The following is a 22,380-nucleotide window of genomic DNA, read 5'->3' on the forward strand; positions in this document are numbered from 1 at the left end:
CCGGTCTGGCTGTCGAGGCGTTGGAGCAAATCGTTCAGGATGTCCCCGACAGCGCGTGCAGCGCAGGTGCGATCCGACGGTTTCCATAGCGGTGTTCCAGCAATGCGCGAGGAACCAGCGGTTGAGTTTTTCAGCATCGATTACTCCTGAGTGGCCGCATTTGCAGATGATGAAAAGATTGGCGTTTCGGTGGGCATAATCGCCGAGGTTTCGCAGGGGGACGTTCGCCCCCACGTCAAAGGGGAAGGGTCATATGCCTGCGATCAAAGTGAGGCGGCTGACGTTCCATGGCCACGATAATTGTTTGGGCCAGTTCTACAGCAGCTTGCTCCCGCAACCGTTCGTTTGGCGCCGTCAGTGCCACTCGTGCCCACCCAGGGGCGTTAAGAAGGCTCTGCGCGAGCCAGAGAGAATCGGGCTGTGTCATGTCCGGCGATATGCGAACAAAAAGAGAACATGGCAAGAGCCTGTTCTTCGGCAAACGAGGTTGATGGATGGGCTTGGACTAGCCGAAAGGGGGCGGTCCCTCATCCCGGTGCAGCAACAGGTTACGCTGAGGACGTGCCTATTTTTGTCAGTCGTCGGCAAGGAGAGACGCGAAGCCGTGGATCGTGAATGGCATGGCGGCGTCAGGCACCTTCGCCTCGCTTGGAACCTCATGCATGAGTAGCAGCATGCCCTCATGTGGAAGATAGGCGCAGCCGAAGCCCTCCTCCCGTCGCTGTTTTGCGGCTTCGAGAACAGCTGCGCGGTAGGCGTCATGAACCTTATTTCCGACATGCAGCTTGGTGAGATCGATGAAGCCCAGTGCATCGCCATTCGGGCCCTCTTCGCTGACGCCGAAGATCATGGTTTCATCGGGCATTTCGAATCCTCATTTCATTTCGCGAACATTCGCGAAGTGTGTTTCCAAGCATGACGACGTCGGCGCGCGGGGCCTCAATGATCATCTGGTCGCGCGCTATTGCGCCTTTAATCGCGGCCTCAACCGCGAGGCATAGCAAAGCTGTGCTGTTCGCTTGCATCTGGATCTGTGCGGCCTTTCGGCTTGATGACTAATTCGAACTTGATGTCGCTCGCCTGCGAAGCGATCCCGCGAGTAACTGCCTCAGATAGGTAGGTTCCCTCCGCATCGCCCCCGGTGATTTCAGATTCCCGATCGAGGCCATTGGGCACTGGCTCTAGCGCTTGTGAAGCAAGGCGTTCCAACCGCGCATCTAATGCTGCGGCGCCAGGGCCACTGGCTCGCGCTAAAGTAGCCCCTAAATCGATCCCTGCTCGATGGAATTCTGACACTCGCTCATAACGGCCGACGGCTGCCATGGCGATGTCCTGCTGACCCAGGCCGTCCTTCTCCAGCGTTCGGATGCCCATGCTGGATACGAGCTCCTGAGCGGGCTTGGCGATCGCCATGCCTCGGCTGACACTCAGGGCTCCGCCTCGGCCGATCAGTTCGAGGCCACGCGCCTCTTCCTGAGTGGCGACGTCGTAGAGGATCATCCGGGCCTTTTCATTTGGCGAAAGGGCCCCATTCGCCGCCTCGTAGATTTCTGCACTATAGCGCGGCGATCTGGATGAGAAGCTGGCGTCAATCAGGATGAGAACTGATCGTCGCGGTGTTCATGTGGTGCCTGCTTTGATTGACGCTGGCAAGCGCTACTCGCAGGTTTGATTGTCGCTGCGCGACATTTCCTCGGTGGACTTGATTGTCGCGAAGGTCGCTGGCCGGCCAGCGCGTGATTGTCGCTGGATCGCCGAGCGGCGGCGGTAGCTCTCGACGTTCATTTCGAAGATCGTCGCGTGATGCACAAGGCGGTCCACGGCGGCGAGCGTCATGGCGGGATCGGGGAAGACCCGGTTCCATTCACCGAAGGGCTGGTTGGCGGTGATGAGCGTGGAGCGCCGTTCGTACCGCGCGCTGATCAGCTCGAACAGGACGGACGTTTCGGCCTGATCCTTGGTCACATATGCGAGGTCGTCGAGGACCAGCAGATGATATTTGTCGAGCTTGGCGATCGCGGCCTCGAGCGCCAGTTCGCGGCGGGCGACCTGAAGTTTCTGGACCAGATCGGAGGTGCGAGTGAACAGGACACGCCAGCCATTTTCGATCAGCGCGAGACCGATTGCCGCTGCCAGATGGGTTTTACCCCCGCCCGGTGGACCGAACAGGATGAGGTTGGCGCCTTTTTCGAGCCAGCCATCGCCGGAACACAGCGCTGTGACCTGGGCGCGCGAGATCATCGGCACCGCGTCGAAGGCGAAGCTGTCGAGGGTCTTGCCCGGTGGCAGGCGGGCTTCGCCCAGATGCCTTTCGATCCGGCGACGATCCCGTTCTGCGATCTCATGCTCGGCGAGCGCCGCGAGCAGACGGGCGCCAGGCCAGCCTTCCTTATCGGCCCGCGTGGTGAAGTCGGACCAGACCAGTTTGATCGCCGGCAGGCGCAGGTCGTTGAGGATGAGGCTCAGGCGCTGGGCGTCGATAGCGGGTGCGTTCCGGCTCATGCGGCTTCTCCCGTCAGGAGAACATCGTAGGTGGCAAGGGGGACCAGTTCCACCACCACATCGGGAAGCGCCGCTGGATCTGGAGCAAAGCGTTTCCGCAAGGCATCCATGTCAGGGAGACGATCGGCAGCCACGTCAGCGGCCAGCAGTTCCGCGAGTTCCGCTTCGCAGGCTCTTTCGTGCGCCATTGCCAACAGCTCTACCATCTGCCGGCAAGCGGTCCGTTCGGGCAACGCGGCGATGAGCCGGTCAAAGGTCTGATGATACGGCTCCCTTGGGAACAGCTGGTCACGATAGACCAGCTTCAGGAGCGCCATGGGTTTGCGCCGCAGGCTATGGATGACGTGCCGATAATCGACCACATGGCCGTGGGCGCCATTGTTGAAGGACCGTCCGCGCCGCAACGTCATCAGGTGGGTGCCGCCGATGAAGAGATCGAGCCGGTCATCGTAAAGCCGGACCCGTAGCCTGTGTCCGATCAGCCGTGAGGGCACGGTGTAGAACACCTTGCGAAGGGTGAAGCTGCTGCTCGAGGTGACCGTGACGATCGTCTCCTCATAATCGCTGGTGCGCGCGCCAGGCAGCGGCTGCAATACCGCACGCTCGGCGTCGATGCGCGGGCCATTGCGGCGGTTCTTGCGGCTGACGACCTCGTCGATGAAGTGCCGGTAACTCGCCAGATCATCGAAGTCCCGCGATCCGCGCATCAGCAGCGCGTCCTTTATAGCCGCCTTCAAATGCCCGTGCGGGCTCTCGATCCCGCCATTCTCATGGGCAATGCCGCGGTTGTTGCGCGTCGGCGTCATGCCATAATGTTCGCACAGGGCGTCATAGCGCAGCGTCAGATCCTGCCGGGCGTCGGCATCCAGGTTACGGAACGCGGCCGACAGGCTGTCGCTGCGATGCTCGGTCGGGGCGCCGCCGACGGCCCACAGGGCGTTTTGCAGCCCCTCGGCCAAAGCGACATAGCTCTCGCCGCCCAGAATGACATGGGCGTGTTCGAAGCCCGACCACATCAGACGGAAATGGTAGAGGCGATGGTCGAGCGGCACGCCAGCGACCGTTACCTCCTCATCCTTCATCTCGGTGAAGTCCGACAGGCCGAGCCGTCCTGGTTCATGCGTCTGTCGGAAGATCACTTCCTGTTCAGGGCCATGAATGGCCCGCCACGCCCGGATACGTCGCTCCAATGTTCGTCGGATGCCCGCATCGAGATCAGGATGCCGGCGCAGCATCTCCTCGAAAATGGCAACCACCCTGATGCCAGGCGCCGCCTGAAGCAAGGGCACGACCTCTTCCTCGAATATCCCGGCTAACGGATCCGGGCGCCGCCGCTCTCGCTGGGCCTGTTTCTGGGATGGAAGCCGAGGATCTCCCTCAATGCGATAGGCTGTCGCCGTGCTGATCCCGGCCTTTGCAGCGGCCACCGGCACGGCATGGGTATGTCGGAACTTCATGTAGAGCCTCATCTGATGATCGTTGACGTGGCGGCCCGGCATCCGCGGCATCCCCTCTCTCGAAGTTATGCCTCTGAGTACCTGACCGGCCGCAACCACCAGAAACGCCCCCAGAAAGGGCGCAATCGCCACCTGCTGATCCGGCTCCGGGCTACGCCCTACGCCGGATCAGCAGGTGGCGATTCTCATCTTGATTGACGCTGCTCTCTCATCCTGATTGTCGCGCGGCACTGCACGGACAAAGGCGCGTTCGGTCGCCGCAAAGCGGTGCTCATTGAGAGGCATCCCGGCATCGCCAAGGGTCAGGACCGCGCGTTCAAGGGCTGGATCAACAGCGATCGTTGCGTCGCGGTAGCGAAGCTTGTCCTGAACGGTCCGAATTTCAGTGGCGGCGCGGACCAACTCAGCAAGCGTCAAAGTCCGGAAAGGGCGATACTCTTCCGCCTGAGGGCCGGTGGCCATCTCCAGCCGCGCCAAATCGAACGCTTCAACGCCGGAAGCTGCGGCTGTCTTCGCCGCAGCGCCTATGGCAGCCGTCGTGGCATTCTGTCGTTCCTTCGGCATCGCGTGCCGTTCAGGCGCATCAGACAGCCATTCCTCAATTGCTCTGAAGTCCATTGTAATGCTTCCCTGCAAGACCGGGAGTAATTGTCTCAGACCGATTGGGCAAATTCCAGACCCCCTTCACCACAGGTTGCATTGAATATGGAACAGGCCGCTTCGAATCTTACGGAAAGCGGCTTATGCGCCGCAGTTATCGGCGGCGTTGGATTGAACCGATGGGCTGGCCAGGCTAGTCCAATGGGGGACTATTCTTTATGGACTTCAGTGCTTCCGATGCAAGATAGAGTTCGTCTTGGGCTGCCTCCCATTCACGGCGGGCTTCATCCCAGCGCCGCTTAGCGATGAGCAGGCGATCTTGCGCTTCCTGTTGTTTATTCCGTGCACGGATGCGGATGCGTTCCCCCGTTCGGCTTAGCGGCAACCGATAGACGTCGTTGTCGGTCAGCTTTCGACCGCACGACTTTGGGCTATGTTGATTGCGTATGTGGGCCCATGATCCTTGCAGCTTGTGGACGGAATTACCGCAGCGCTTGCAAAACCATTCGCGCTCAATGCGATCGGCCCTCACAGCAGCACTCCGATCATCAGGCCGACGAGCATCCATGTGTGGCCGGTCATGACTTGCACGGGATCGCGCCAGTATGCGCGTTCAATTATGGCAGAGCTGCCGCTGGCCACATCCCTGAGATCGTCGCGACACCCGGGATAGGGATATTCCTCATCCAGATGGTTTGCGAGACGTTCGAACGCGGCTTTCTTGTCGGGGGGAATATTCCCGGGCATGCTTTCCTCAATCGCTATCGGCTATACGATAGTAATCGTCGGATTTCCCGGCGAGACCCTCGTTGAGCTTTTGCACTGGTCTGCAGCAGGACCGCGGGTTCGGATTTGCGGCAGTCAGGCATCGCACCTGGGCAGTGGACGTAGCTGGCACATGCATCTTGCATGGGATATTATCGGTACCGGAGCAGGGATGTCGCAGGCGGGCTGCACATTTCTAAGATGGACCGGGATCCACGGAAGGGATGGAGCGGTATGATCATCACCCTCTCAGACCTTTTAGCGGGAATCCGAGAGCGCAAGGCTGCCTTGGGCATCATCGATACCCCAGAGCGTACCGATGCCATGCGCAATAGCGGATCGCGCCGAACAGCGCGCAAGCGTGCTATGTTGGCCCGGATCGAGGAGCGCTCACGCGACGCAGGCGTCGTCTAGGCTGACCAAGCGCCTTGTTTCATGATGTTGGCGAAGCGCATGCGGCAGTAGCCCGCATCATGTATCGTGGGCAAACCGACCTTCCGCGCCCACTTTTGTGCTGACTGGGGAGGCAATCCCATCCTGTAGCCGATCTCGACCGATCCTATGATCTCTGCTGCAGCCTGAAGAACATCCGCTGCGAGATATGCTTTACCCTGGCGACGTATGCGGCCGGTGGCGACGAATCTGAGAAACTGATTGGTGGCCAGGTTGAGTATCTCGCTGGCATCGGTGCCTGATAGCTCATCCTCGACATGGGCGCCGGACAACGGGTTTTCCAACATCCGCAAAGTGTCGATGAGGTCGGCCGGGATTAGTATCTGGTGGGACAGGTCTGTCGCTTCGGGGGCCAGACCAAATCGACCATCCGGCCCCAGAAGCCAGGCGAAGATGCCGGCCCAAGGCTTGGCGCGACCGCCAATGGCCCTAGCTGCGATTTGTAGCGGTATGCCGTCAACTATAGCAGGATCGGCTTTGGCTTGGATTTTTGCCTCGAATGCCGCCCAGGCCTTGGTGGTGGTATTGCGGACGCCATATCGCGCCTCCCAATAAGGGTGGGTCAGCGGGGCGAGTAATCCAGATTGCATCAACTGCGCTATGGCATAGCGGGGCAACTGAGTTGACTGCGACACGGCGGTCAAAGGCAGACGGTCAGGCTTGGTACGTGCCAGTTCCTCGATTTCTTCGGGATCATGGAACGGTCGAACCACGCCATGAACTCGCACGTCGGTTAGCTTGAAGACGCCAGCGGCTCGCAGCTTTGCGATGATGGTATCCGTCTCGCGCAGCACACGCACGGCTGATTTGGCGGAGATCAGTCCAATTATGTCATTCCCCTCGTCGGCCGACGGGAGGTCGGTCAGATCAGGGCTTTGACTGAGATCGGGTTGCTCTTGCTGCAGGCCATGTAGAAACATCGCGAACAGGGCTTTGACGCGGGGCGAGGAGCGGCCGATCCGGGCTTGCTTGACGGCGTGCCCCAGCTTGTTCGACCAGTTGTCCCCTTCGCCTGGAGTTGGAAGTAGCTGGGCTGGAACGATGGGCCATTGGCGCAGCAGCGTTACAGCGTCATGAAGCGCGCTGACGACCGCCATTGTAAGGTCAGGATTGGTCAGCCATTTTCCGCGCAGTTGGTCGTTTAGCCAGGGGGAGAGCTTCAAGGCCAAGTCGGCAATGTCGTGCGGCTCCAAACTCGCAATCGGGTCAGGAAACTGTGATCGCGAAGCGGCACGTACATCGGGATCATGGCTGAAGAGGCCAGCATAGATGCCCAAATTGTCGCGCATCTCGAGAGGGATGAACTCGGCCGGTCCCTCACGCAGGTCCGCGCTGCAGACATCTTGGTCGCAGGTGGCAATGCCGTTGGCATACCGCCATCGTTGGGTGACGCCGCATTCGTGACATTCGCTGCGCAGGATCTGAAAGGTTTCCGGGCAGAATGGGACGGAGGCCAACTGCCAAATCGCACGATGATGAGCCGATAGGGCAAGGCTGGCCGGTGCGTACCTGCGGATGGTGGTTCTCAGTTCGCTCTGCCATGCGCGTCCACCAAACCAGTGTATTATAGCGCTGCCGTCTTCTGGGCCGTGGGCATGGTGGAGTAACTGGGGGTATGGCACCACCAGAATGTCGGCCAGCGCCGGTAGATGTTCGGCATTGGTTGTGGCCGCCGTCGGCTTGTTGTCGTAAACCCAGCCAGCCTCGGCCAATAGCGTTCCCGTCCGCGGATACCCGTTCTCGGCAGTCACACGGGCGACAAGGCCCATGAGACTTTCGCCAGCGATCGGCGCGAGCGGGTATTTCACTTGGCTCAAGCTTCGATCTCCACGAACGGATTATAGTCGATGAAGCTATGGGCAATGGCCCAGCTGTTCACTGCCATGGCGAGATCGTTGCGGGTAATCGCATGCCGACCTTCACGCACGACATTTATCGCCGCCGTTTCCACGATGCGGCAGGTGCGGCCGATGATTCCGCTGCTTGCGAGGCAAAGGGGGCGAGCAATGTCCTCTTCGACCAGGCCGCTGGCGACCTTCATGATCTGCTTGTCGACCATGGCGGTATCGAGGTCTTCGACGAAGTCCAGGAATAGGTCTCGATCGTCATCCGCCCACCAATCAAGGGGAGGAAGCGTGAGGGGAGGGAAGAGCCGGCCGTTCAACTCGTGGCTGGAGTGGAACAGCTTGTCCGCGTCGTGGGTGCCGAAAAAGGCGATAGGAACAAGGCCAGAATCAAGGAACGTCTTCAGGCTATCCGTGACATGGGTTGCCGCCGATGACCGGCGCGACAGATGTTGGATTTCATCGATGACGAGCAACTGCACGTTATCCCGTTTGATGGCTTGCACGGCGCGCTTGTGCAGGTTGGGTTCGGTGCCGCGGTCATAAAAGGGGTCGTCCAGGGCCTGCAGGATGGAAGAGAATAGCGACCTGGCGGTGCCAGTGCTCATGAGCTTGACGATCAGGACGGGCCGGCTGCCTTCGGGAAGTTCGCCCAGGCGTTCGATGCCGTCCCGGAAATGTTCGGCTGCTGTCGTTTTGCCGGAACCGCTTTCAGCCAGGAGGGTGATGCCATATTGCCGCTCGCCACGGGTGGCGATGCCAGAGCGCCGGACCTCATCCAGCCCTGCAATGATAGCCTCTTGGCGAGGATGAACAATCTTAATCTGGCGGAACGCGCTGCGGGCATCTGCCACACGTTGAGAGCGGGCAGCGGCTTCATTCGGCCGTACAACGGGCGGGTTTGATGTGGTGGTAGTCATGTGTTGCCTTTCGGGTAGGGGTTAGAAGTAGCTGCTGTCGTTCGAGCGCTTTTTGCGTTCACGGCGTGGTTCGGGGTCGGTGGTCGACGCGTCCGGGGTGGGTGGCGGCGCAGGAGCACGCCGGTCGCGCTCTGGCATGTCCTCTGGCGTCGCCTCTCGGGCATTGGCAGCTTTCGCCTTCTGCCGGTTGCTCCGCCGTTTAGATGCGGTAGGGGCAGCTTTCTGTGGAGCGGGGCGACGAGACAGGGTGTCGGCATCGTGCATCTCGTGCTCGATCACGTCTACATAGATGATCGGGATATCGACCGGCTCGGGGCGCTCGCGCTGCAGGCTGGCGAGTTCACCGGTGATGCTGCGGATGCGCTTGTTTTCGTACAGCTTGGCCAGAAGCTTGCGTTCACGCTCCTTGGCTTCGGGCGTCAGCTGGTCGATGGCGTCGAGAAGCTCGGCGCGGCAGGCGTCACGCCATTCCCGTGAGTTGAAGTCGGCGGCTTCCGCTTTGGCCTTCTCACGGATCTGTTCGTGCATCCACAGGCTGATCGGCTCATCGCTATAGCCGGCCGTCTGGCAGTACAACTCGACGTCCTGATTGGTTTTGCGGTTGATCACCCAAATCTTGCGCAGATCGTATGGGTCATAGCGGAACGACACCGTTGCAGTGGCATTCTTCAGGCGCTGACGCTTGCCTTCCAAAGGGACAAGATCGGCGAGCAGGTCAGGCACGGCTTTGAAATCGCCGAAGCGCAGGCCATTCCACTCGATGCCAGCGTGGGTCAGCCGGTGCGAATTGATCTTGGGGAGGAGGGCCTTCTCGAAGATGCGAGGGTCACGCGGTAGAACGATCCCGTACTGGGCGGTGCCCTGTTTCCAACAGAGCAGAGGCTGTTTCTCGTTCAGGCCGCCATGCGGGGTCGTGTGATAGACCGCGATGGCGAACATGATGAGTGCCTCGAGTTCGTCGAGCGTCAGCACGGCATCCACGGCGGGGTCGTAATCATACTCGCGGGAGAGGGCGATCGGCAGATGGGCGCCGGCCACCTTCGATGACACGTAATTGTGGATGGTGAGGAAGATGCGCTCAACAAGGGCTCGTTCGCGCGGCTTTTTCCGACCACTGATGCGGATCGTTGCACCGGTCGCCTTGCTCATGCTCTCCATATCGTGGCTGCGGAATTCCATACCGCCATCCACGTGATATGTGCTGCACAGGCCGCAGACGTCCTGGGCTTCAGGGTGCTTGTTCTTGATGATCGGCGGCACGATCTTGGGCAGAACAGACCGGCGAAGCAACTCCGACACGGTGGCGTATGATGGGGCATTGAAGGACAGCATGTGCGAGAGCACGACCCTGCTGAACCCATCAACAAGTGCGGAGAAAGTCGGGCGGCCCAGAATGATGGCGCGTTCCACGTCGATGACGAGGAGAGCGGGTATGGGGGTGTGATCCATAAGCCCGAATTCCAGAGGACGCTCCGCCTCATGCCCTTTCCCTGCGCCACGCCACCGAGAGTAGGCTGCCTGCTTGCCGTGGCGGGCAGCGACCGTTTGCTCGCACTCAAGCATTTTGATGTCGCGATATGTGGTGCTCAGGCTCACCGGGAGGAGCGGCTCCGTAGGCATCTCGTATTCGAGCGAAGTGCCATCGTTGACGCGGCTAATCTCAGCGTTGGTCAGCACATTGATATCGGTGACGCTCTTCTTCGACGCATAGTAAGTCAAAGCCAGGCGCTGGCGGATTTCCATGCGGATGCCATCTTCATCATAGCAATGGCGCCCCTGGGCGCTCGTGGCCTCACGAGCATCGCGGTCGCCGACTTTACCGCGCTCCCGCATCCAGCGTTTCACGGTGTGTGGATTGGGTGCCTCGCCATATTTGGTGTGCAGCTCGGGGGTCCAGTGCTCGGCAAGTCCTTCAGAGATTGCCTTCACGCCGGTCATTACGCCGTTCCGATCGAGCAGCCGTAACGTTGCCAGCCGGAGCGCGCTGTCGGCGTCGAGTTCCTCGCATTCGGCAGGCGTCAGATGTGATTCAGCGATCTTGTTCTTGGCCGGCGACTGCCCACGGTCTGCCATCTGGAAGAATTGACCGTTCTGAAGCAGCGTCCGGAAGCGATCCTGGTCCATTGGACGGACGACGCCGGCGTCATCGAGATATTCGACGGGCTTGCCTGTGGCAGCATGTTCGAAGTTCAGGCGTGTGCGATATCCATGTGATGTAAAAACACAGGGTTGACCTTCGATACTGTATAGCTGATTGCGTTTGAGCTTATAGGGGAAGTAATTCACGTATCTCTCCCGAGATTTGGGTATTCTGAGGGCGCGCAAAATCCATCAGCAGTAGATATTTCTACGCTGCGAATGGCATTGCTTCTGTTGTGATGGGTGCCTGCGGGTTCGTCAGGCAGTTATGATTTCACTCTAGGTCACGGTTGAATCCTTCCTGGGGTATTTGATCTATGATCAGATAAAGCTGACAGGCATCTCATCGATGAGAGGCTGCGTGAGATCGAGCGACACGATGCGCCTCACCAGCATGGCGAAAGTGATTGCCCGCCCTTGGACAAAATTTCCGGGCGCCATCAGCTCAGCGAATTCGCCCAACTGCATGTCATCGCCTTTGCTGCGGAGGCTTTCGACGAGCCGCTTCTGCGACGATGAGATGGCCGTGCGGCGCATCGAGCTGGCGAGGCGTACGTTGAAGCGGTGGCGGCTATTCTCGAAAATTTCGGAACCGAAGGTGATACGGAACTCATGGCCCACCCGGCGGCAAATCTCGGCGACGCCGGCGAGTTTCAGCCGATATTCTGGATCTCGGAGGTCCGCATCGTCGCCTTTGACTTCGACGACCGCCAGGCGGCCATCGGCGTCCAGTATGTCGACGTCACTGGTGTACCGCTCCTTCCTCCGCAGGATGAATTCGAAGCGGCGAGCCTCTGATTGGTAGTGGACGACATTGGGGTCCGTCTCGCACCGCTCGATCAGTGCAAGCTGATGCAGGCTCTCATAATGCTGTGTGCGGCCGACCTTCACGGAAGGGTACCAGCCACTCGCATGGTGTGTTCCGCCAGAGACTGTTCGGAGTGAACCATTGTCGTTGGCGACCACGATGCGAGCCATGGTGTTGACCAGGCTGTTGTGCTTCCTGAGCAAGGTTTCGGCGCGCAACCGGCCAGCGGAGGGTTCGTATGACGGGTTGCGCAGCATGAGGTTGATAGCGGCGCGAACGTCGATCTCAGCCAGTTCTTCATATGCGTCAGTCATTCCAGAACGTCCAGCCGCGACGGTTGCTGTTGGGCCACTTGGAGCGAGAACGACTCCACGTCTTAACGCGCTGCTGTCGTTCAAAATGTCGGATGATCTCGATCAGATACTCTGTATAAACGATTGAAACGAGGTTGTTTCGATCTGCACTTCGCGGTTTAGTCGTCATCGCACTGTCTCCATGTTGGTCACGATACTGTGCATTTAGGAACGCTAAAATGACCGTGATGGCAACAGGAATGTGGTTTCAACTGCACAGTATCGTGACCAACTCACTTGACGATGCGTGCCTTACTGTTCTAATAAGTCATGGATGAACAGTAAGAAAAACGGCACGCGCGACGTTGGTTCGGACCGGTCGGCCCTCGAAACTGACGAGGAGTTGATCAAACGGCATGCCGCTTCAGGCTTTTCTGGCGAATCAGAGTACGCCCTGTTCCTGTCTCTGGATGATTCTAAGCGGGAGGCGGTGATTGCCAGACTGAGGACGATGGACCTCTATCTTCGCGACGATGACCCTATGCCCGTGGGCGACGCGTGCAGCGCGCTCGATATGGAGCAGCGCAATTTTTACCGACTGCTGAAGAAGCTGAAGGATCTGGGCCCAACACGAGGTCTGTCACCGAGCTTCCGGGTGAAGGCTGTCGCGGCACCAGCACAGAAAGGCTTCGCACCCGTTGCCGAGCGTGCGCTGCGCTGGAAACTGCAGCATGAGCCCGCGGCTTCGCCCGCGTCGATCATACGCTGGATATTTGAATCCTGCGCGGACGCGGGCGAGGCGCCTCCGTCCGCATCTTCGATCCAGCGACGCATAAAGGTACTCCGCCGGGAAGGTGTCGCAGAGCCGGCGGCTGGGGCTGCTGGTCTTCAGATCCTGGTGGACCAGACCGCAGTCGATGTGATGGTTCAGATCAGCGGCCGGGTGGAATTGGCTACGGCTACGTTCATTGTCGATACCAGCTCTAGGATGATCCTTGGATTGGGGGTGGGCGATCCGCTGATTCCGGAAGACGGGCTTATGCGCGCTACCCGCAATATGGATGACGACCTCATGCGCCATCTCGTGCAGCACACGCAGGTGCATTTCGATCGCGTGGAGTCGATCGACTTTATCGCGCCTCCAGGCGGGGCGCGGCAGAGCAAGCAGTTGCAGAAGCGCTTTCGGGTCTTCAACCGCCGAGTGTCGTTTGACATTCATGCAGGCGGAAAGTGGCGTCACGGTACGCAGCTGGTCCGCTACCTGGGTGACACGCTGGGGCCATATCAGTTCAAACCGAGATTTACGGAGGAAGGGGCTCCTCTCAGCAACTCGATCAGCGAGGGGATTGAGCAAGAGGTTCTCGAGCGGGCGCTGCTCGTAGAGGCGATGCGCTGGAACGAAAGCCAGTGGCAGCAGGCGGAGCCGACGGTCGAGAAGTCTCAGCGCATGCGTGAAGAGCGGGCGAATGCGATCACCGCCCTTTTCCGTGATGTAGTCATGCGGCCCGAGTTCTAGTCGGGCCCGAGCAACGCGATTATTGCGATGTTACGATATGTCGATTTCTAGCAGATACGCTGGAACGGTGCGTTTCAACGTTTCGTAGTGCGGGCCAACTTTGGAGGCGGTGACGTCGGCAATGTGGGTTTCGCGGGTTAAGGTCAGTTGTGCGCCGGTGGCGAAAACGACCTCCTTCTCGTTGCCGAGGTCTCCATCCCGACTGTAAGCGTAGGCTTTGGTTTGTGGCTGGATGACGTGGACGACCATCAGGTCCATCCGGCCAGCGTCATAAGCTTTGCTTTTCCACTCTGCATTCCTGCGTGCCACTTGCGGGCAGAAGGATGTGGAGAATGGGCGGGTCGTCGTGAAAGTTTGTACGCCGAGCGGCCATAAGCCACCGTGGAACAAGAATTGTCCATTTGGCATCGTCACCCCGATAGCTTTGATCGCGCTATCCGCCGCAGATAAGTCAGCCTCTGAGAACTCAGCCTGATAAGCACTTAGGGCTTGAGGCACGTTTGACGGCATCAGGTTGCGGAGATCGCGATATTCAGAGCTTGCTGACAGCGCTTTGTCTATGTGACGCTCGAGCGCGTTATCTGCACCCTCACGAAGCATGCGCGCCGCGGCCTGGACATGGTTCGAGACTTCCTCAAGCAGCTTGTCTTTCGTGGTGAAGGATTCGGCTAACGAATAACCCTTTTGGCAAAGGGATAGCGCTTCTTCATCGGTGGACTGGCGGTAACTCCATGCTTCGTATGGGGTGGAAAATACGTTCACAACCCGAGCGATCTGATTCATTTGGCTTGGTCATCCACCCTGTGAGGTTTTCTTAAAGCGATCGGCCCTCAGGCTTCAGAAAGCTCTATGAGGAGCGCTTCCGCGTCTCCGACGCCGACTATGGTTATGACTTCAACATCGTTGATGAGAATTCCGTCGTTGCGGTTGGCGACAACATCACCGACCTGAACAGCGCCGGCGAGCGGCACGACATAGCCGAAATTGCCTGCTTCAAATCGGTAGTCCGCAGTGCCACTGTCGGTCAGCACAATGCGCGAGAGGCGGGCATTGGTTCGCATTGGCAGTGAATTGCCTTCATTGTCGAACCCGCTGGCCAATGTAACGAACTGCCCCGGCTCACCATCGTCAGCGAACCCATTCGTGAAGGAAAATGGCTCGCCAGCCTGATGGTTGGGCATCAGCCAGATCTGGACAAATTCGACTGGTTCAGCTTCGTCTGGATTGCCGCGCCTGATAAAGACACCAGTTCCAGCTGACATGATCTGACAATTGCCTGCCTGGAGCATCCCGACATTGCCCAGGTTATCTTCGTGATAGAGGAACCCACTGGTGACGTAGGTCAGTATCTCGGTATCGGCATGCGGAGTTTGCGGCAGGGCAGCGCGGGGAGAGATCGTCTCGTGGTTCCACATGATCATATCGCCCCACTGCATCGGATGTCCGCCGCAGCTCTCAGGCCCGAAATGCTGAAGGCTTTGGAAATGATCCAAACGGAAGCTGCCGAAGTCGCGGGAGGGGCGTAAGGTGATCATCAGGGTTCCAGTGCGAATATGAATGGCTAAAGCGGGTTTGAAAAAAACCAAACTGGCTTTGGACAGGCAGTTGCTATGCAAACGCGCTGCATTTCCGGGTGGACGCGCAGCTAGACGCTGGCGTTGGGCAAAACCTTGCCCACCCTGCGACCCAAAGCGGCCGCATGCGCGGAGAGACCGCGCGCAAGGATGTTGATTGCGTTGTTGGTGCCTCGTGGGACATCGGCGCCGCAGGCACAGATGTGCCGGTCAGCATCGTTACTTTCAGAGGTTGGTGATCCGCATGCATTGCACGTTTGCGTAATGTGTCTCGGATCGACAACGACGACTTTGCCACCAGCTTTTTCAGCTTTGTAGCGGATCATCTCAAGAAGGCGCTTTGGTCTTGGCTCGGCCAACACCTGACCGTTTTCTCGTATCGCGATTGCGCCAACGCCGTCTGATGGGCGTCGTGTGCGTGTTGGTCGGGGAAATTGTTTGAGCGCGAGATCTTCGACCACGATCGTTTCAAATCGATTAGTGATCGCCGCCGAGATCTGATGCAGCCGCGTGGAACGGAGGTGTATCACCCGTTGACTGGCGCGGTCTTGGCGTTCGCGCAGCTTTTTACTTCGGCGGGAGTCTTTCTGGCATCTTGCCAGTGCCCGGTAGGCCCGACGCAACGCGGAACTCTGAGTGGTCTTACGGGGTGTGTCGTCGAAGAGAGAGCTATCTGACAGCGATGCTAGTTGCTCTATGCCGAGATCGAGGCCGCATGCGCTACCGGGTTTCTTATGCTCTTGATCGCCGACTTTGCAATCAATCAGGATGGCAACATGCCATTGGCGGGCTCTGCGGGTGAAGGTGAGTCTGGCGAGGCGAGCGTCAGCCGGCAAAGGGCGATGCATGCGCATGCGCAATTTCCCGACGATGCCATCGACCGTTAGGTAGCCGTCGGCAATAACACATCCTCGTACGCCGTGGACGCCAAAACTGCGCCAACGCTCTTCGGAGCGGAAGCGCGGGAACCCGGCGTTGGGGTTGGCCGTCAGGCGATCGCGATACCTCGTCATTGCGGTATCGACGCAGCGCAAGGTCCAGTTGTTAATGCCCCAGGGCAGGGCAGTATGCTGGCGGTTGGCCATTCTATACGCAGGGAGAGACTTGGTATCGTCTTCGTATGTGAGATGGACGCCGCGCTGAAAGGCTGCACGCCGATTTTGGAGCGCGTCGTTGTATAAATTTCGCTGCAGCTGCAGGATCGACGCCAGGCGCGCATGTTGCGCCCGGCTTGGCTCGATCGGAAATTTATACTGCAAGAACATGCGCTTGCATCTGACGTGCAAAAGTTAACGCAAGGTGGATTTTCAAAGATCAATCGTAAGCGCGAAAACCTCCCCACATTTTCGTAGGCGCTGATCTGTCTATGTTTCGCCCCTCGTCTGAGGGGTATCGTAGTGGCTGATGATGTAAGAACATTCGAAACAGGTTTCGAAAGGCAGGAGGGCCAGCGGCCCTCGCGTATGGACGTCATTCCAGCAGGACCGATGCGGCGGCGCTGGTCGGCCGAGGCCAAGGCACGGATCATCGCGTCGAGTTTTGAACCCGGCGCCAACATCGCGGAAATTGCACGAACGCATGGACTGCTACCGCAGCAGCTCTACGCATGGCGGCACGACAGCATTCCGGGCAAGCGGCTGTCCAGCAAGAAGCTGGGCTTTGTCCCGGCGGTGATCGAAGATGCGGGCGGCACCGGCTCCGCTGATGGTGGAGGCGATGAGATCGTGATCCGCACGACCGCCCTCGCGATCCATGTGCCGCCGGGCGCGAGCGAGGAACATATCGCCCGGGTGCTCGCTGTTGTGAGCCGGTCTGGATGATCATCCCGCCAGGGCCACTCAAGGTGATGGTGGCGACAAAGCCGGTCGACTTCAGGAAAGGAGCCGTCAGCCTGGCGGCGCTGGTCGAGCATGAACTCGGACTCAAGCCTTTCTCGGGGGTGGTCTTCATCTTCCGCTCGAAGCGGGCGAACAGGATCAAGCTGCTGGTCTGGGACGGCACCGGCCTGGTGCTTGTGAGCAAGGTCTTGCAGACCGGAGGCTTTCATTGGCCCCGGGCGCACGATGGCGTGATGCGGCTGTCGGCATCGCAGGCTTCAGCCTTGTTCGAAGGGCTGCAATGGTCGAAAATGCACACGCCGCGCACCCAGGTTCCGGTGACGACGCGATAGGTCGCACGCCTGATTCCCCTGATCGAAAGGCCATTGCGGACCGCTCCAAAACTGCCAGAAATGGGGCATGTCCGCCACGGCAGCCGACCTTCCTGACGATGTCGCCACCCTCAAGGCGATGGTCCTGGCCGGCCTCGAGCGTGAAGCTCGGATGCAGCATATCATCGACCAGATCACCCGCACGACATTCGGGAAACGGTCGGAGAAGCTGAGCGAAGATCAGTTGGCGCTTGCCTTCGATGATCTCGACGTCGCCCGTGCTGAACTGGAGGCGCTTGGTGAGCAGGCAGCAGGCCAGAAGAAGGAACGGGCGCGAAGGGAAAGCGGGACAGCGCGGGCGTCGCTGCCGGCGCACCTGACCCGCATTGAGGAAGTGATCCTTCCAGACGAGCAGGAATGTCCCTGCTGCGGAGGCACGCTGCACTGCATAGACAGCGATATATCGAGCCGGCTCGATGTCATCCCGGTCCAGTATCGCGTGATCGTCACGTCCCGACCGAGAATGGCGTGCCGCGCATGCAGCGAGGGGGTGTTCCAGGCGCCCGCGCCTAAGCATGTGGTGCCAGGCGGCCTGCCCACCGAGGCGTTGATCGCCGATGTTCTGGTCAGGAAATATGCCGATCACATGCCCTTCTATCGTCAGGCGCAGGCGCTTGTGCGTCAAGGTATCGAGATCGACCGGGGAACCATGTGCAACTGGGCGGGCCGAGCCGCGGGTTGGCTCGGGCGCCTGACCGGCCGGATGAAAGCGGACCTTCTGACGGGCGCCAGGCTGTTCGTCGATGAGACCACCGCCAAGGTCCTGGCGCCCGGCACGGGCAAGGTGAAGACGGGATATCTCTGGGCGATCGCTCGTGATGATGGCGCACATGGCGGCAGCGATCCACCGGCGGTCGCCTACACCTATATGCCGGGGCGCGGGAAAGTCTGGGCGGAAAAGCTGCTCGGGGACTTCACCGGCATTGTCCAATGCGATGGCTATGGCGCCTACAAGCATATCGAGGCGCCGGACCGGAAGGGCGGCCCGGGAACGCTCGCCTTTTGCTGGGCGCACGTTAGGCGTGGCTTCTTCGACGATGCCAAGGGCGGCAACGCCCCCGTCGCCGATGAGGCGCTAAGGCGGATAGCCAACCTCTACAAGATCGAGGGTCGTATCCGAGGTTCCAGTCCCGAACACAGGTTGGCGATCCGCCAGGCTGAATCCGCTCCCATCATCGCCGGCATGCGCCCCTGGCTCGAGGAGATGCTGCCCAAGCTGCCCCGAAGCTCCAATACGGCCGAGGCCATCAGATACACCCTCAACCACTGGAACGGCCTCGTCCGCTTTCTCGACGATGGGCGGATCGAGCTGGACAACAACACCGTCGAGCGATCAATCAGGCCCATTACGCTCCAGCGGAAAAATGCCCTGTTCACTGGCCATGACCTGGGAGCTGAAAACTGGGCGACCTTCGCCAGCCTCATCGAAACGTGCAAACTGGGCGGCATCAACCCTCAGGCCTACCTCACCGATGTCCTCACCCGTATCGTCCTGCGCGGCGACGCAGATCCGATCGATGATCTGCTCCCCTACAACTGGGTAGATAGCCGCCCCGCCGCCAACACCGTCATCGATCAGGCCGCCTAACGCCTTCAAGTGAGGCTGTTTTAGCGCTTACGATCAATCGAACGGCATGACGGTGGGGATCCATTCGGACAGAATGATGAGATGCCTACTGTTGGATCGAATTCTGTGATCTGCGGGTGCGCGAAATCTTCAGCGTCGGAAGCGTCGCTTCGCCGGTAATTGCCGGGCAGCCAACGCTGTGCCGCGGACGTTGATCTCGATGCGCCTGCGGCCGATAATCCGACCCCACTGGTAGACGGTGAGATCCATTGCGTGGTTGCCATTATACGCTGAATGCTCGGATACTTCGTAACCATCGCCTGAGCAGTGTCCAATATCATTCTTGGTCCACGCTTCATGTCCGCGGTTCCTAACCGTCCATCGTACCGAAGCGCCCACTGGGAGCGAGGCTGCGTTGACCAATGTAAAGTCGATGGAGCAGTCTTTCAGGATCGTGGGAAGCTCGTTCACCCCGAAGCGCTCGTAATTCTCATTGTTTTGGGACCAAGCCCGAACGTGAATTTCGGGGTCGAAGCTGTAAGCGACCAAAGCGTGATTTTTTGCAATATCGCTGCGTGCTGCAGTGGTGGCGTTTGCTTCACCCTCAACATCCTCCGGCATAGGGAAGAAATGCTCAAAGGCCTCCGTCCAGATCTCGGCCGCCGTCGCCTCGCTGGTCGCAGCGTTCGCTCGGCGCGCGGTGTCTTCGAACTCGCGGAGGAGTTCGCGGAGATTGTCGTTTGCGTCGTCAGAAAGACGGTTCAAATTTTCTTGGGTATCGATCGGGTTTTCGACCTCAGTATCGTCATCAAGGCGATCTGCGATGATCGTGATAATTTCCGCGAGGACGTCGTCGTCGTCTCTGGTCTCTGAAAGATCAATCCCATCCAGAGCTTCGGCGACCAGAACCGTAAGTGTGATCGATGAAGGTCGGCTTGCCTCGTCTTCGATCTTCAACGCTGCCCACATCTTGAAATAGCAAACGAGTCGACGCAGCTGAGCCCGAATGGCTTTGTCGTCGTGGAGATCCTTGAACCACACATAGATCGCCTTGGGGTCGCTTGCCTCCCAGCCTTTGGTCTCTGTTGCCAGCGCGCGCCGGTCCTTGGCACGATCAAGGTGATAGCAGGGCACATCGATGTGAAAGTCGGGATTGAAGGCAATGCGGCAGCATCGCTCTTTGGGCTCTTCGACCCCTGAGGCGTCGTTGTCCTCGTCGTCTGCATAATCGAGGAGAGCGTTCTGGATCAGCTCTTTGAAACCTTCAGGATCATAGTCGCCGTCATCGTCAGAGCCGGCCCATTCGAAATATAGTCCGAGGTCTATGTCGAACTGGGCGCCCGTCGTCCACGGCCTGATCTGAGTGTCGAATTTGTAGGAACCCTGCAGCCAGGTGCTGATCGGATAGCCGGTGTCGTCTTTCATTCTGGATTTCAGAAAGTCGGCAAGGTCATTCCAGCGGGCTTGTTGAGTCGCGAACTGATCGGTTGATGGGGTGATGCGCTCGTAAAGCGTCTGATCGGACTTCGAATGAAAGAGGCGTGCAGCAGTGGACATCGGACACTCAAAGCTTAGCGTTGACGAAAGCGAATGGCGGGGCCTCGTGTGACAGCAGTTGCCGGAGGCGAGGGTCGGCTGACACCTCGGCAAACGAGCCCTTGGCGATGGAAAGTAAATTGCTGATGGCGCTGGGGGTGGCGGCATCCAAGGCAAGTTCTTGCCGTTGTTCATCTGCCTGTCGACGGTCAATCCGTAGGTAACGATCTTTCAGCAAATGCTTCATCATGTCATCGGCCAACGCCTGTTGTGATCCGATCATCACATCGGTCAGGCGCTGGTTTTTCATCCAACCCATCACCCCCATGTTGGGATTGAGCGAACTGGACATGGCGAAGTCTGTGGTAGTGGTGCCGACGCTTAAGACTGAGATGTCGTCACGGTTAATGCCCAGAAACATGTCGGCCTCATGAAGGGCGATCATATCGGGTGAGTTGGCGAACATCCCTCCGTCCGAAAACAACTCGTCGCCGATCCGATGTGCAGGGAAATAGGTCGGCGCTGCCGAGGTAGCCAATGCGACGTCTACGACCTTCAACTGCCAATCGAGGACAAATCGCTTGTGATGTCCTGTCTTGAATACCTTAGGTCCGCCCTTGGTAAGGCTGACAGAAGGGATGACCGTCGGCCGGGCGAGGTCCGACATCAACGTTTGGGGACCGACGATTTCTTCGATCGTCTCGCGCAGCGCGTCCTGCTTGTAGAGAGGGGCAGGCAAATTTCTGGTGAAACGGATCAACCAAGCCAGTTTGGAGTTCGCTGGCGCGCGAGGGAAAATTTTAGGACCGTGCTCGATGAAGGCATCACGGATTTCAGTGGCACTCTTCCCAGCTGAAAGACCCAGAGCAATAATGCCGCCAATCGACGTGCCGGCGAACATATCGAAGCACTCGTTCAGGCGCTTGCCCGAACGCTGTTCTAGTTCTGCAAGAACTGCGGCGGTGTAGAGGCCCAGAAAGCCTCCTCCCGACAAGGATAGGATTTGAAACGCCAAGCGACACCCCCTCTTGCAAGTTAGAGAGGCGCCTCGAAGTTTCAAGCTAAGCTATCATGATAAAAGAATGCACCTGGGCGGGCACATGACCAATGGCCTATCTACTTGCGTGGAGAGATGGGGGATAGGCGTTTCCAATCGGCGTCGCTTTGGCTGGCCCCTTGGTAATCGCTTGGACCGCTGCCGCGGCTGATACGGCAGGCTCGGCCTCTCGATTGATCTGCAGGCCAGCGTGATAGCGCTCCAGAAGCAGAGCGACGGCTGGACGCACGACAGGCAGAGGCAGAGTTTCGCGAATTGCGAATGGGATGGAAGGATTGCGGCGCGGATTGAGAGGCACGCGGCCGAGCTTGGTGCCGAACATGGCAGTGAGGGCCAATCCTGGCCGACGAGAATCCACCTGAACGTCTGACTTGGCGATGCCGATCGAGCGCAACTGGGCTTTCGTGCGTAGGTCATCGACAGGAGCGTTGCGGTATATTGCCAAAGACGCGCGTGCGGGTGATGCGGAACTCATCTGTTCAGCGGCCTCGGTGACCAACTGGAGGATGTCGTCGGCAGTTGGCCTATCTGCAGTCACCACATGGGCAAGAGCGATACCACGGCTGACGTCGATGAACGCGGTGAGGACAGCGTGATAGGGGATGTCATCAGGGCCATCGACCGCCACATCGAGTGGCGACATATCGATGGCGTAATCGGTATTCATGCCGGTGTAGGACGCGATATCGGTCACTTCCATGGGCAGATTGAGTCTCGTGCGGACTGCCCGTTTGCTTGGTGGACTTATTTTACGCTTCTCGCACAAGGCTTCGGCGGCAGCCTGGATCGCCCCTGGCCGAGCGCCCGGGCCGGCGTGCGCGATGGCTTCTTCGAGAGCTGCTCTCGTTTCAGCAGGAAGCTGGCGGGGGTAGTTGGACAGAACCTGATCGTTCAGCTGGAGCGAGTCCTTGTACGCCCGAATGATCTTGAAGAAGTTGCGCTCCTTATACCCCAGCCGAGTGGCGGCAGCGGTAACAGCTGCTGCCATTCGCCGACCGCCCTTCCTGGGGAGCTCTTCAACTTCCAGAGCGCGCCGATAAGCTTCCGGCCACTGCTGAGGCGTGAAGGTCACCATGTAGTGGGCAATGCGATCTTCCATTTTTCTTCACTCCTGAGTTTCGAGGAGCGAAGCTGAGCGTA

The 22,380-nt window shown here is 59.1% G+C and carries 22 protein-coding genes; 5 read left to right on the plus strand and 17 right to left on the minus strand.

Annotated features, from left to right (window positions below):
• Positions 1–235: 235 nt before the first annotated feature.
• The 7 genes from VHN57_RS01770 to VHN57_RS01800 all read right to left on the minus strand — a co-directional run bounded on the left by VHN57_RS01770 (position 236) and on the right by VHN57_RS01800 (position 5,306).
• Positions 236–427, minus strand: coding sequence for a DUF6771 family protein (locus VHN57_RS01770; protein WP_081215279.1), 192 nt, complete (start codon positions 425–427; stop codon positions 236–238).
• Positions 428–574: 147 nt separating this feature from the next.
• Positions 575–865, minus strand: a complete 291-nt coding sequence (locus VHN57_RS01775; RefSeq protein WP_063141233.1) for a hypothetical protein — start codon at positions 863–865, stop codon at positions 575–577.
• Between the two features lie 119 nt (positions 866–984).
• Positions 985–1,500, minus strand: coding sequence for a hypothetical protein (locus tag VHN57_RS01780; RefSeq protein ID WP_423282467.1), 516 nt, complete (start codon positions 1,498–1,500; stop codon positions 985–987).
• A gap of 156 nt (positions 1,501–1,656) precedes the next feature.
• On the minus strand, positions 1,657–2,502 hold the full coding sequence (gene istB / locus VHN57_RS01785; RefSeq protein WP_380798881.1) for an IS21-like element helper ATPase IstB: 846 nt from the start codon (positions 2,500–2,502) through the stop codon (positions 1,657–1,659).
• On the minus strand, positions 2,499–4,001 hold the full coding sequence (gene istA / locus VHN57_RS01790) for an IS21 family transposase (protein WP_380799335.1): 1,503 nt from the start codon (positions 3,999–4,001) through the stop codon (positions 2,499–2,501). The genes istB and istA overlap by 4 nt, the downstream gene beginning before the upstream one ends.
• 126 nt (positions 4,002–4,127) lie before the next feature.
• Positions 4,128–4,577, minus strand: coding sequence for a hypothetical protein (locus tag VHN57_RS01795; protein ID WP_423282470.1), 450 nt, complete (start codon positions 4,575–4,577; stop codon positions 4,128–4,130).
• A gap of 510 nt (positions 4,578–5,087) precedes the next feature.
• Positions 5,088–5,306: a hypothetical protein gene (locus VHN57_RS01800; RefSeq protein WP_423282472.1), complete on the minus strand. Its 219-nt coding sequence runs from the start codon at positions 5,304–5,306 to the stop codon at positions 5,088–5,090.
• Positions 5,307–5,558: 252 nt separating this feature from the next.
• On the opposite strand from VHN57_RS01800, the gene VHN57_RS01805 reads away from it, so the two are divergent.
• Positions 5,559–5,738 carry a hypothetical protein gene (locus VHN57_RS01805; protein ID WP_009821120.1) on the plus strand — a complete coding sequence of 60 codons (180 nt, stop codon included), beginning with the start codon at positions 5,559–5,561 and terminating at the stop codon, positions 5,736–5,738.
• On the opposite strand, the gene VHN57_RS01810 is transcribed toward VHN57_RS01805, so the two are convergent.
• From VHN57_RS01810 to VHN57_RS01825, 4 genes are all read right to left on the minus strand, one after another.
• Positions 5,735–7,585 (minus strand): TniQ family protein, encoded by a 1,851-nt coding sequence (locus VHN57_RS01810; RefSeq protein ID WP_234780507.1) that lies wholly within the window; start codon positions 7,583–7,585, stop codon positions 5,735–5,737. The two genes, VHN57_RS01805 and VHN57_RS01810, sit on opposite strands and share 4 nt — an antisense overlap.
• 5 nt (positions 7,586–7,590) lie before the next feature.
• Complete coding sequence (locus VHN57_RS01815) at positions 7,591–8,541, minus strand: ATP-binding protein (protein ID WP_063141240.1); 951 nt, start codon at positions 8,539–8,541, stop codon at positions 7,591–7,593.
• A 21-nt stretch (positions 8,542–8,562) separates the two neighbouring features.
• Positions 8,563–10,827, minus strand: coding sequence for a transposase (locus tag VHN57_RS01820; protein ID WP_423282475.1), 2,265 nt, complete (start codon positions 10,825–10,827; stop codon positions 8,563–8,565).
• A gap of 174 nt (positions 10,828–11,001) precedes the next feature.
• The gene (locus VHN57_RS01825) at positions 11,002–11,802 is read right to left on the minus strand and encodes a hypothetical protein (RefSeq protein WP_037510701.1); all 801 of its coding nucleotides are present in this window, start codon (positions 11,800–11,802) and stop codon (positions 11,002–11,004) included.
• A 313-nt stretch (positions 11,803–12,115) separates the two neighbouring features.
• Here VHN57_RS01825 and VHN57_RS01830 point away from each other — a divergent pair, with 313 nt between their 5' ends.
• A complete protein-coding gene (locus tag VHN57_RS01830; protein WP_037510700.1) occupies positions 12,116–13,297 on the plus strand; it encodes a hypothetical protein in 1,182 nt (393 codons plus the stop codon).
• 30 nt (positions 13,298–13,327) lie between these two features.
• On the opposite strand, the gene VHN57_RS01835 is transcribed toward VHN57_RS01830, so the two are convergent.
• From VHN57_RS01835 to VHN57_RS01845, 3 genes are all read right to left on the minus strand, one after another.
• Positions 13,328–14,080 carry a hypothetical protein gene (locus VHN57_RS01835; protein ID WP_037510698.1) on the minus strand — a complete coding sequence of 251 codons (753 nt, stop codon included), beginning with the start codon at positions 14,078–14,080 and terminating at the stop codon, positions 13,328–13,330.
• Positions 14,081–14,127: 47 nt separating this feature from the next.
• Positions 14,128–14,832 carry a pirin family protein gene (locus VHN57_RS01840; RefSeq protein WP_063141244.1) on the minus strand — a complete coding sequence of 235 codons (705 nt, stop codon included), beginning with the start codon at positions 14,830–14,832 and terminating at the stop codon, positions 14,128–14,130.
• 110 nt (positions 14,833–14,942) lie between these two features.
• Positions 14,943–16,136: an RNA-guided endonuclease InsQ/TnpB family protein gene (locus VHN57_RS01845; RefSeq protein WP_423282478.1), complete on the minus strand. Its 1,194-nt coding sequence runs from the start codon at positions 16,134–16,136 to the stop codon at positions 14,943–14,945.
• A gap of 222 nt (positions 16,137–16,358) precedes the next feature.
• Between VHN57_RS01845 and tnpA the strand changes: the two genes are divergently transcribed.
• The 3 genes from tnpA (at position 16,359) to tnpC (ending at position 18,668) form a co-directional block, all read left to right on the plus strand.
• On the plus strand, positions 16,359–16,691 hold the full coding sequence (gene tnpA, locus VHN57_RS01850; protein WP_423282480.1) for an IS66-like element accessory protein TnpA: 333 nt from the start codon (positions 16,359–16,361) through the stop codon (positions 16,689–16,691).
• Positions 16,688–17,041 (plus strand): IS66 family insertion sequence element accessory protein TnpB, encoded by a 354-nt coding sequence (gene tnpB / locus VHN57_RS01855; protein ID WP_037487421.1) that lies wholly within the window; start codon positions 16,688–16,690, stop codon positions 17,039–17,041. Before tnpA ends, tnpB begins: the two co-directional genes overlap by 4 nt.
• 67 nt (positions 17,042–17,108) lie before the next feature.
• Positions 17,109–18,668 (plus strand): IS66 family transposase, encoded by a 1,560-nt coding sequence (gene tnpC / locus VHN57_RS01860; protein WP_423282483.1) that lies wholly within the window; start codon positions 17,109–17,111, stop codon positions 18,666–18,668.
• 129 nt (positions 18,669–18,797) lie between these two features.
• Here the strand turns inward: tnpC and VHN57_RS01865 are convergent, their stop codons facing one another.
• The 3 genes from VHN57_RS01865 to VHN57_RS01875 all read right to left on the minus strand — a co-directional run bounded on the left by VHN57_RS01865 (position 18,798) and on the right by VHN57_RS01875 (position 22,339).
• On the minus strand, positions 18,798–20,204 hold the full coding sequence (locus VHN57_RS01865; RefSeq protein WP_423282485.1) for a CBASS cGAMP synthase: 1,407 nt from the start codon (positions 20,202–20,204) through the stop codon (positions 18,798–18,800).
• Between the two features lie 7 nt (positions 20,205–20,211).
• Positions 20,212–21,198 carry a CBASS cGAMP-activated phospholipase gene (locus tag VHN57_RS01870; RefSeq protein WP_037510693.1) on the minus strand — a complete coding sequence of 329 codons (987 nt, stop codon included), beginning with the start codon at positions 21,196–21,198 and terminating at the stop codon, positions 20,212–20,214.
• Between the two features lie 97 nt (positions 21,199–21,295).
• A complete protein-coding gene (locus tag VHN57_RS01875) occupies positions 21,296–22,339 on the minus strand; it encodes a hypothetical protein (RefSeq protein ID WP_063141247.1) in 1,044 nt (347 codons plus the stop codon).
• Between the last annotated feature and the right edge of the window lie 41 nt (positions 22,340–22,380).

Source organism: Sphingobium salicis subsp. salicis (assembly GCF_049472635.1).
In the GTDB taxonomy this organism is placed as follows: Bacteria; Pseudomonadota; Alphaproteobacteria; order Sphingomonadales; family Sphingomonadaceae; genus Sphingobium; species Sphingobium yanoikuyae_A.